At 39.1% G+C, this 9922-nt stretch carries 11 protein-coding genes; 8 read left to right on the top strand and 3 right to left on the bottom strand.

Going from position 1 to position 9922, the window contains the following annotated elements:
* The 3 genes from MM239_RS16190 to MM239_RS16180 form a co-directional block, all read right to left on the bottom strand.
* Nucleotides 1-319: transposase (locus tag MM239_RS16190; RefSeq protein WP_241349301.1), on the bottom strand; the 319-nt coding region annotated here is incomplete at its 3' end.
* Between the two features lie 99 nt (nt 320-418).
* A complete protein-coding gene (locus tag MM239_RS16185) occupies nt 419-697 on the bottom strand; it encodes a DUF4221 family protein (protein ID WP_241349300.1) in 279 nt (92 codons plus the stop codon).
* A 66-nt stretch (nt 698-763) separates the two neighbouring features.
* The gene (locus tag MM239_RS16180; protein WP_241349299.1) at nt 764-2146 is read right to left on the bottom strand and encodes a TlpA family protein disulfide reductase; all 1383 of its coding nucleotides are present in this window, start codon (nt 2144-2146) and stop codon (nt 764-766) included.
* Nucleotides 2147-2409: 263 nt separating this feature from the next.
* Here MM239_RS16180 and MM239_RS16175 point away from each other — a divergent pair, with 263 nt between their 5' ends.
* The 8 genes from MM239_RS16175 to omp85 all read left to right on the top strand — a co-directional run bounded on the left by MM239_RS16175 (nt 2410) and on the right by omp85 (nt 9817).
* Nucleotides 2410-3678 carry a serine hydroxymethyltransferase gene (locus MM239_RS16175; protein WP_241349298.1) on the top strand — a complete coding sequence of 423 codons (1269 nt, stop codon included), beginning with the start codon at nt 2410-2412 and terminating at the stop codon, nt 3676-3678.
* Nucleotides 3679-3693: 15 nt separating this feature from the next.
* The gene (gene tatC / locus MM239_RS16170) at nt 3694-4533 is read left to right on the top strand and encodes a twin-arginine translocase subunit TatC (RefSeq protein ID WP_241349297.1); all 840 of its coding nucleotides are present in this window, start codon (nt 3694-3696) and stop codon (nt 4531-4533) included.
* Between the two features lie 103 nt (nt 4534-4636).
* Nucleotides 4637-5074 carry a ribose 5-phosphate isomerase B gene (gene rpiB, locus MM239_RS16165; protein ID WP_241349296.1) on the top strand — a complete coding sequence of 146 codons (438 nt, stop codon included), beginning with the start codon at nt 4637-4639 and terminating at the stop codon, nt 5072-5074.
* 189 nt (nt 5075-5263) lie between these two features.
* The gene (locus MM239_RS21015; protein WP_262918690.1) at nt 5264-5386 is read left to right on the top strand and encodes a hypothetical protein; all 123 of its coding nucleotides are present in this window, start codon (nt 5264-5266) and stop codon (nt 5384-5386) included.
* A 478-nt stretch (nt 5387-5864) separates the two neighbouring features.
* Nucleotides 5865-6053 (top strand): hypothetical protein, encoded by a 189-nt coding sequence (locus MM239_RS16160; RefSeq protein WP_241349295.1) that lies wholly within the window; start codon nt 5865-5867, stop codon nt 6051-6053.
* A gap of 86 nt (nt 6054-6139) precedes the next feature.
* Nucleotides 6140-6832, top strand: coding sequence for a response regulator transcription factor (locus MM239_RS16155; RefSeq protein WP_241349294.1), 693 nt, complete (start codon nt 6140-6142; stop codon nt 6830-6832).
* Complete coding sequence (locus tag MM239_RS16150) at nt 6829-8178, top strand: HAMP domain-containing sensor histidine kinase (protein WP_241349293.1); 1350 nt, start codon at nt 6829-6831, stop codon at nt 8176-8178. The genes MM239_RS16155 and MM239_RS16150 overlap by 4 nt, the downstream gene beginning before the upstream one ends.
* A gap of 133 nt (nt 8179-8311) precedes the next feature.
* Nucleotides 8312-9817: an Omp85 family outer membrane protein gene (omp85, locus tag MM239_RS16145; protein ID WP_241349292.1), complete on the top strand. Its 1506-nt coding sequence runs from the start codon at nt 8312-8314 to the stop codon at nt 9815-9817.
* Nucleotides 9818-9922 lie beyond the last annotated feature (105 nt).

Below are 9922 nucleotides of genomic sequence, written 5' to 3'. Positions count from 1 at the left end.
CTGTATCATACTTTTTCAATCCAAGCTGGCGCTGTAGCTCCATGCAGGACAAGCCCTTTTTCGTTGCCGACATTAGCAAAAATGCCGCAAACCATGTATGCAATGATAAATTACTGTTCTCCATCACTGTACCAGACTTCAAAGATGATCTCCGTCTGCAAATACTGCATTCGAAAACCTTTTTAGTACTGAACCAGTAATGCTTTGTGCTCTTTTTGCAGTTCTTACAATGGATCCCCTGTTTTTCTCTATGAGCTTTCAGGTAAAGTTCACAACTCTGTTCGTTTGGAAAATACGATATGAAATTAATAATGTTCATGGCTGTTTTTTTTTCCAATTACATCAATTTCAGCTACACTGAAAACTATTTGACACTAGCTGTCAAACAAAATTTGGTAACGTGTCAAATTCGGGGGAGTCATATTATTTTATTCACAAACTGTAAGTCATCCAAGTCTATTTTTTCAAGAGAAGTCTCCGTAATGTTGAGATTGTACAAGTACTTGCTGTCAGTTGAAAGGCTAGCATTTTGCAGGTTCCAATTGAGAAATAATGCCTCTCCTTGGCTATCTACCAAGACGGTATCTATTTCAAGCTTGACATTATCAGAAAATTGTAAAGTTTCATTCGAAGGTTTGCTACAGGAGAGCAGCAAAATTATTCCCAAAAGGATCTTTAAGGAAGAGAAATGTTTCATAGAAATGGCTTAAGATATCCTTCTTATGTATCTAAAATTTAATGGTAGGGAATTAATGTTACAAGATCATTCTATGACTGAAAGCATTTTGTTTAATTCATCTTTTATTACCACGTTGCTTGATGGTCTCGGAGCCATGATGTTATGGATCTTTCCTTCATGATCGACTAGGATATACCTAGGTATTCCGTTAACTTTATACAGTTTCGCAATATTTGAGTTAAAATTCCCAGGGTCGTTGACATGATAGCCTGTGAACGCTGGGTCTTTCTGTAAATAGTTGAGCCAAGTTTTTTCTACCTGATCCACAGACACATATAGGAATACAATTTTATCATTCCCCTCATAGTCTTTTTTCAATTTTTTAGCATGAGGAAATTCTGAAATACATGGACCACACCATGTCGCCCAGATGTCTATATATACAACTTTGCCTTTTAATTGAGAGAGTTTGAACTCATTACCTAAGGTGTCCTTTGCAGTAAAATCTGGAGCCAACTCGCCAACTGCCAAGCCTTGCCAGCTTTCAAACTCCCTTTGAAGCTCCATTTTGTATATACTTTGAGGAAAAAGTGTATGAAAAATCTCCATATTTGGTGCTGCCTTATGCACATTTCCAAACTGCATATCACTCAAAAGTTTCATCCCGAATAACATTTCTTTGGCTCGTGTGTCAAGGTCACTGTTTTTGATAAGATCATAAATTGCCGATTCGCTTGTATTTCCCGATTGATTAGCTTTTATGCTAATTATTTTCATATAATCAGATCGAAGGCTTTGAGAGGGGAAATAATGGTCCATTTTTGAGATAATTTCATCCTCAGTTTTGGTAACTTGAGTTTCATCTTTTTCCAATGCAATTCCTTTATACATTTTAATGTACATAGGGAATGTTCCCCAGAAATAATACTCATTATGAAGTAATTCCGCTTTTAGGTAATTTTTGAAAGCACGAGAAAATTTTGAGTCTTCTATTTCAACAAGGGTTTCATCATACAAATCAATTTGCTCTTTTGCCTTCTGGTAGACTTCACTGCTATCATACTCTACAAAAGTTAAGAAGTTAAGATAATCTTTGGATTTCTGTAAATAGGGGATTTTTTCTGAGCCTTTGCCCGAATAGGTTTTTATAGGATATCTAAAATCTTCTGGTAATGTGAAAGCGATTTCGTCTCCAGGGTCTAGGTATATCGCCCTTTGGTGATTTCCTCCAGAAACCATCACAGCTTTTGGCTCTTCTATGCTAAATGATTTGGTTAGCTTTCCTTGATAATCTGTCATTCCCGAATCCAAATAGATTGGTAAGCTGTAGCTAAGCTCATTCCCTAAATCTCTAAAGTAAATCATTGTAGGCTTTGAGATACCTTCAAATTTGATCTCTAATTGCGTTTCTTGAGAAATAGCTTCGTTACCTAAAAAGAGTAGTAGGCAGAATATGGTTATTTTCATTATATAGCGCGTTAATTTTCAACTAATTTAATAAAAGTAATGAATATTAAAACAGGATATCCAATTTTTTTAGTTTAAAGTTGAACAAGCCGTGTCTTTTAGGTTCATTATTGAAAATTCCCTTTACGGAATAAAATTTTGATTTGTATATGATCCATTGGTTTTGTTGAAAATCTTGATACTTGATTTCTATTAAGTATTTATTGAATTGGATTATCCATTGTTTAAAACTAATTTTGGGCAACCTATTAAAAATCATATCCATGAAAAGAGATCAGGCAATCTTTGACCTAATTGCAAAAGAAGAAAACCGTCAGAAGACAGGTATTGAATTGATCGCATCTGAAAATTTTACCAGTAAGCAGGTAATGGAAGCGGCAGGAAGTGTGTTGACCAACAAGTACGCAGAAGGCTTACCAAACAAGCGTTATTATGGTGGATGCGAAATAGTTGATCAAATCGAGCAATTGGCTATAGATAGGGCCAAGGAACTTTTCGGTGCTGGTTGGGCCAATGTTCAGCCACATTCTGGTGCTCAAGCTAATGCTGCCGTATTTTTAGCAGTATTAAATGCAGGGGATAGTATTTTGGGTTTTGACTTGGCACATGGTGGACACTTGACCCATGGCTCTCCAGTGAATTTTTCTGGTAAACTTTATAAGCCTCATTTCTATGGTGTGGAAGAAGAGACTGGACTGATCGATTACGATAAAGTAGAAGCTACTGCCCTAGAGGTAAAACCTAATCTATTGATCTGTGGAGCTTCCGCTTACAGCAGAGATTGGGATTATGAAAGATTGAGGGACATAGCTGATCAAGTTGGCGCGATCCTTTTGGCGGATATTTCTCATCCGTCTGGATTAATTGCCAGAGGCTTACTTAACGATCCGTTAGAGTATTGTCACATCGTGACCACTACTACTCACAAGACCTTGAGAGGACCTAGAGGTGGATTGATCTTGATGAGAGAAGATTTTGATAATCCATTCGGCTTAAAAACACCTAAAGGTGAATTAAGAAAAATGTCTTCTTTGCTTGATTCAGGGGTATTCCCAGGTACACAAGGTGGACCATTGGAGCATATCATCGCTGCCAAAGCTGTAGCTTTTGAAGAGGCACTTTCTGATGAATACATGGATTATGTGGTACAAGTGAAGAAGAATGCTGCAGTGATGGCTGAGGAGTTTGTGAAGTTGGGTTACAAAATCATCTCTGGAGGTACAGATAATCATTTGATGCTTATAGATTTGAACAACAAGGATATCACAGGAAAAATCGCCGAGGAGACACTTGGAAAAGTAGATATCACTATCAATAAAAATATGGTTCCTTTTGATAAGCGTTCGCCGTTTGTCACTTCAGGGATGAGAGTAGGTACTGCCGCTGTCACCACTAGAGGATTGAAGGAACAAGACATGGTACGCATCGTCTCTTTGATAGACAAAGCATTGAGCAACCATGAGAACGAATCAGAACTAGCTAGCCTCAAGTCGGAAGTAAACGATTGGATGGTGCAGTTCCCATTATACTAATTTTCAGCAAGTCACGTGGCATTAGATCAATATAGAGACGAAGAAGAGGAAGAAGAAGGCATGTCCTTTTTGGATCATTTGGAGCAGTTGCGCTGGCATTTGCTTCGGTCCGTTGCGGCAGTTTTGATATTTACTATCACAGCTTTTCTTGCAAAGAGTATTGTGTTTGGAAAAGTGATCTTGGGACCTTCCAAGATCTCTTTTGTGACATATAGGGTGCTGTGTAAAGTGTCAGAGTATTTGAATATCCCTGCACTCTGTATAGACACCTTACCTTTTACCATACAAAGTCGTCAGATGACGGGACAGTTTTCTATGCACATTACTTCCAGTTTGGTGGTAGGGCTGGTAGTAGCATTTCCATATTTATTTTGGGAAATATGGAGGTTTATCAGTCCAGGACTGTATAGCAAGGAACGTAATGCGGCTAGAGGGGCAGTTTTCTTTGTAAGTTTATTGTTCTTTATGGGAGCAGCATTTGGATATTTTATCTTAGCACCTCTATCGATCAACTTTCTCGCAAACTACCAGCTTGATCCGACTATCCTCAATGAGTTTGACATCACTTCTTATGTCACCACTGTGGTCATGCTTGTATTAGCGTCTGCATTGATGTTCCAGCTGCCTGTAGTGATCTACTTCTTATCCATGTCAGGATTGGTATCTGCTGCGATGCTGAAGTCCTATAGAAGACACTCGATCGTTGTGATCTTAGTGATCTCAGCGATCATAACACCTCCTGATGTCATCAGTCAGATCATAATTGCTATGCCGATCATGGTGCTTTATGAAACAGGTATTATGATAGCCAAGAGACTCGAAAGGAAGCGTGCAATAGAAGCTGATAATGATTGAAAGGAATAGATAATGATTATCAATTGCACGCATTGTTAATACGAGTAAGTTTATAGTATTGATGTAAAGTAAGCGTGTCGAAATACAAAAAAATTAATTAAGCATGTCAAAGAAAATAGCCATTGGAGGAGACCATGCAGGTTTCGCTTACAAGCAAGACTTGATTGTCAAGTTAAAAGAACAAGGTTATGAGGTCAAAGATTTTGGCCCGTATTCAGATGCGTCTGCGGATTACCCGGATTTCGTACACCCATTGTCAGAAGCTATAGAGAAAGGTGAGTTTGAAAAAGGAATTTTGATCTGTGGAAGTGGAAATGGTGTAGCTATCACAGCCAACAAACACCAAGGTATCAGGGCTGCATTGTGTTGGAATGAGGATTTGGCAGCGCTTTCGAGACAGCATAATGATGCGAATGTATTAGCAATTCCCGCAAGGTTTATTTCATTTGAACTTGCAGTGAGTATGTCAGATATTTTCCTCAACACAGCATTTGAAGGAGGGAGGCATGCCACCAGGGTGAACAAGATAGCTTGTTCATAGTCTGAATCTCTCTTGAGTTGCAAAATCACGCTAAGCTTTTACCCAATAAGCTTAGCGTTTTTTTGTGTGAAATCACTTGATTTTGACCTTGACCTCTAATTATCAGGTAATTAGATTGATATTGTCATATGAATTTTTTAAATTTTGATCACCTTTCAAAATTGTTTTCCCCACAAAAGCTTAAAGAATATGGATACCAAAGAAGTTGTAATCTTTGTTCAAGGCTGGCTTCACACCAAAGGACTATATACTAGTGTTATAGATGGGATACCTGACCCTCTTACTTACAAAGCCAAGATGACTATGGTGTGATTCCCACAGCATGGTCTAATAAAAGAAAACTAGTGGAAATGCTACAATACATTACCATGCAGTATGGACAGTAGCCAGGGCCAATTGATGGCTATTTTGGTCCTAATACACTTTATTCCTTCGAAGGTACAAGATATTTGATAGAGCAAGGAAGCATCGCTCCTGTTTGGAGACCAGAAGAATTAGCCCCGTGAAAAAGTCCATGGCCTAAGCAATATACTCCTGAATTTGATCAATTTTATCGTCCGAAAGTTTCTAGCTTGGTATATGTACAGCGTCCTTATGAGCTGAAAATTGCATGGAGCACCAGTCAGAGAGTTAACAGGTTCAATTGCCATGAAAAAGTGAAAGATAGTATCGAAAGGATTATGCGGGAAGTTTTGAATCACTACGGCCCCGATCGCCTGAAAGAGCTTCGGATTGATTACTTTGGAGGCTGCTACAACGATAGAAGTATCCGAGGGGCACTTTGCCAAGTATGCATAGCTGGGGGATTGCTATTGATTTTGACCCCTCCAATAATCAGCTGAAGTGGGGAAGGGATATGGCTACTTTTGCGGGGCCTGAGTATCATGCTTGGTGGGATATATGGGAATCAGAGGGATGGGTAAGCTTAGGCAGGCTTCGGAATTTTGACTGGATGCATGTACAAGCTGCAAGTCTGTAGCATTTTTAGGGTTTTACATCTTTGTTTTGCCGTTTTAAACTTTTTAGGAAAAGGTTTATACTTCAATTTTTTCTTACCTTTAATTTATGAATCCAGCAAAAATCCTCGTAATAGAAGATGATGAAAGGCTCGCATCTTTGCTCCAAAGGGGGCTACAAGAAGCAGGAATGGAGGTTTTGACCGCATATGATGGGGCTTACGGGATCAAGCTTTTTGAAAGTACACTACCTCACTTGGTTATTACAGACTTGATTCTGCCAAAAATTAATGGTCTTGAAGTTTCAAAATTCCTAAGAGCAAATTATCCGCAAGTTCCGATTATCATGCTTACAGCACTCGGTACCACAGATGATAAGGTGGAAGGGTTTGATGCCGGAGCTGACGATTACATGGTCAAGCCTTTCGATTTGAGGGAATTACTTGCTAGAATAAAGACCTTATTGAAAAGGACTCAGAGTCTATCATCCCCATTTTATAGCAATCAGCTTGCCTATGCTGATCTTAGTATAGATCTTCAGTTGAAGCAAGTAACTAGGAGTGGTCAAAATATAGACTTGACACCTAAAGAGTTTAGGTTGCTTACTTATTTCCTTCAAAATCCCGAAAGAGTACTTTCAAGAGAGGAGATAGCTAGAGAAGTCTGGGAAGTGAATTTCGATACAGGAACCAATTTTGTAGATGTTTATATCAATTACATTCGCAAAAAGGTTGACAAGCCTTTTGAAGAAAAATTGATTCATACCCGATCTGGAATGGGTTTTATTTTGCAGAAGATATGAGCATTCAGCAGCGCATCACCATATTATTTACAGCGGTCAGTGCTGGAATTTTGGCGATTTTTATGGGGATTGTTTACTTTTCAGCATCCCAGAATAGAGCCAGTGAGTTTTACAATATTTTGCAAAAAGAGGCCATTACCAAGGTCAACTTACTGACAGAAACTCAACTGAATGCAGAGACTTTGCAAACGATTTACCGCAATAATCGAGAGATTCTGTATGAAGTGGAGGCAGCCATTTACAATGCAGATTTGGAGCTGATCTATCATGATGCAGTAGACATAGATTTTGTAAAGGAGACTCCAGAAATGCTCTCCGAGATTCAAGGGTCTGAATACATTCAGTTTTTCCAAGAAGAATGGCAAGTAGTAGGAATACTATACCGCAGCGCTGGCAAGGATTATATCATTACTGCTGCGGCCTATGATGAATACGGATACAATAAGCTATACAATCTAAGGTTCACGATGATGATTACCTATGTATTGGCTTTACTGCTGATTTTCTTGACAGGAAAATATTTCTCCAGAAATGCCCTGCTTCCATTGGCAAAAATGGCTATGGATGCCAAAAGTATATCTGCCAATAATCTTGACCTAAGGCTTAAGGAGGGTGAAGATGAAATAGGAAAGTTAGCCAAAACTTTCAATGCCATGCTGGAGAGGCTTGAGAAGTCCTTTGAATCCCAAAAGCAGTTTGTTTCCTATCTGGCACATGAGTTTAGGACTCCTTTGTCTATTGTAATTGGTGAGGTTGAGCTAAGTCTTTCGAAAGAAAGAGAGACGGACATGTATAGAGAGACGCTCTCCACCATTCTGAAAGATGCGAAAAAATTGGCTCAGCTTTCTGAAAGCTTTCTGGATCTAGCCAAAGCAAGCTATGATAAAACTCAAGTAAAGTTTCTACCGATCAGGGTAGATGAATGCCTCATAGATGCTAGTCATAAGCTTCAGCTAGCACATGCAGACTACAAGGTAGAACTTTTGATACCTGAAGATCTTGAAGAAGAGAATATCACACTTTTGGGCAATGAGTACCTTTTGACTACGGCTTTCAAAAACCTGCTAGAAAATGGGTGTAAATATTCCCTAGGTCGGACTTGTAGGGTAAATATAACTTTTGTAGATGGAATACTCCTGATTACTTTCTCAGATCATGGATTGGGAATAGATGCAGAAGAAATTGGGGATATTTTTAAGCCCTTTTTTAGAGGCAAAAACAAATCTCAAGCTGAAGGGTCCGGGATAGGCTTGTACTTAGTAGAAAAGATCATAGCCCTTCACGAAGGCAAAGTAAAAGTAACATCAAAAATCAGTGAAGGCACCTCCTTTACCGTAGCCTTCTAATAGAATTCTAATTTTTTTCTAATGGGTTCTTAAAGGCTGCTAGGCATTAAGAGCCTTACTTTTGTGCTGTCAAATCAGTTCCACACGCCTATGCTCGGCTAAATGCTTTGGTATAGGCTAACATTATTTAATCATGAAAAAGCTACTACTACTACTGTGTGTGGGAATGTATCAAAACATTGCTGCACAAGAAGCAACTTTGGGTATCAGAGACCAAAATGCACATAAAAATGTGGATAGGTTGTCTATTTTGGACACGATAAGTTTACCATTTGATCTTTCGGATGAAAAGAAATTATCCAATGAAGATATTCTCAATAAGAAAGAAGGGTTCTTTGCGACTGGTCTTCCAAGGTTTGAGTTTGATCCAATTCGTGGATTTGGTATAGGTGGGAATTTGTTTTTGTTCCAAAATAAAACCAAGGAAGATCCATTCTTCTATTATACACCTTACAGGTACAGTATCAACACAGAGTTTTTCATTTTCGAAAATGGTCGTGTGAGAGCGGCTGTAAATCTGGATGTTCCGTATATTTTCAATTCCAAGTGGAGGTTTAGGGCAGATGCAGTAGTCTGGGAGGATCCGCACGCACAGTATTGGGGCATTGGAAGACAGTCCCTTGATAGACTGAGCTTTGAAGATAAATCTGCTGGAGCTATGGGAGGAGTCAGGCAGTTCAATCGGGTACGTGATTATGAAGAAAACCTCAGCATCGCTGTACCAGGCAATGGAGGTAGATTGCAGACAGATACGCACTACAATCAGTTTTTGCAAAGAGAGTTACTTTTCAATGCCCTGGGAGAAAGGGTCGAAATGGGGGGTAAGCTTAGGTTTATGTTTGGATACGAGGCTTTGTTCACAGCTTTTGAAGATTATACTGGGACTATCGCCGAGGAAGCTTTCCTTGCTGACGGTACAGCAGTAGAAGCAGAGCAAAGACAGACCCTCGTCAATAGACAAATCAATGATGGCACTTGGGAAAGGTTCAACTTGTCAGGTTTTTCTGATCACTACAAATTCACTTCTATGCTTGCTGCTGCATTGATCTATGATACCAGAGATTTGGAACCAGATCCTTCCAAAGGTGTTTTCTTGCAATATTCTCATGAATATTCTGCTCCTTGGCTCGGTTCAGATTTCAATTTCAACAAGTTTATGGTCCAAGGTCAGTTTATCCATACTTTTCACCGTTGGAAAAACAACAGGAATAGGTTGACCTTTGCAGGTTTGGCAGCATTCGGACACATCTTTGGACCAAATATCAACTTCATAGAAATGTGGGATCTATCTTCGCAGGCTGAAGCAGGAGGTATCTTGGTGCTGGGAGGTGGTCGTTCTCTTAGAGGCTATAGAGAGGCTCGTTTTCTTGCACCTACAGTCGGTTTGGTGAATTTAGAAATGAGAGCTCGTTTATATGATTTCAATGCCTTTAATCAACATTTTGCACTAGGAGTAACTCCATTCTATGATTTTGGTACTGTATGGGAAGGTCTCAATGATGTGCAGCTCAATAATTTTCGGGGAGCTCCTGGCATTGGTGGAAGGATTGCATGGAATCAATCTACTGTGCTCAGGTTAGACTATGCTCAGAGTGTAGAAGGCGGTCAGTTCTTTTTTGGATTTGGACATATTTTCTAAAATATACTAAATACTTCTTTGATACTTATGTCAAAAACAGCTACTTTGTTGGATATGAAGAATTCACCTAAGAGTAGCTGTTTTTTTTTAGTTGCCTGTATTGGA

The sequence above is a fragment of the Belliella filtrata genome, assembly GCF_022549775.1.
GTDB classification, from domain to species: Bacteria; Bacteroidota; Bacteroidia; order Cytophagales; family Cyclobacteriaceae; genus Belliella; species Belliella filtrata.
The sequence above is the reverse complement of the archived record's forward strand: the minus strand, read 5'-3'. Positions and strand labels throughout refer to the sequence as shown.

Bases quoted from the DNA above. Each gene is read 5' to 3' on its own strand.
- MM239_RS16155 (WP_241349294.1), top strand. From the start codon at position 6,140: ATGAATCCAGCAAAAATCCTCGTAATAGAAGATGATGAAAGGCTCGCA.
- MM239_RS16185 (WP_241349300.1), bottom strand. From the start codon at position 697: ATGAAACATTTCTCTTCCTTAAAGATCCTTTTGGGAATAATTTTGCTG.
- MM239_RS16150 (WP_241349293.1), top strand. From the start codon at position 6,829: ATGAGCATTCAGCAGCGCATCACCATATTATTTACAGCGGTCAGTGCT.
- omp85 (WP_241349292.1), top strand. From the start codon at position 8,312: ATGAAAAAGCTACTACTACTACTGTGTGTGGGAATGTATCAAAACATT.
- MM239_RS16180 (WP_241349299.1), bottom strand. From the start codon at position 2,146: ATGAAAATAACCATATTCTGCCTACTACTCTTTTTAGGTAACGAAGCT.
- MM239_RS16175 (WP_241349298.1), top strand. From the start codon at position 2,410: ATGAAAAGAGATCAGGCAATCTTTGACCTAATTGCAAAAGAAGAAAAC.
- MM239_RS21015 (WP_262918690.1), top strand. From the start codon at position 5,264: ATGGATACCAAAGAAGTTGTAATCTTTGTTCAAGGCTGGCTTCACACC.
- MM239_RS16160 (WP_241349295.1), top strand. From the start codon at position 5,865: ATGCATAGCTGGGGGATTGCTATTGATTTTGACCCCTCCAATAATCAG.
- rpiB (WP_241349296.1), top strand. From the start codon at position 4,637: ATGTCAAAGAAAATAGCCATTGGAGGAGACCATGCAGGTTTCGCTTAC.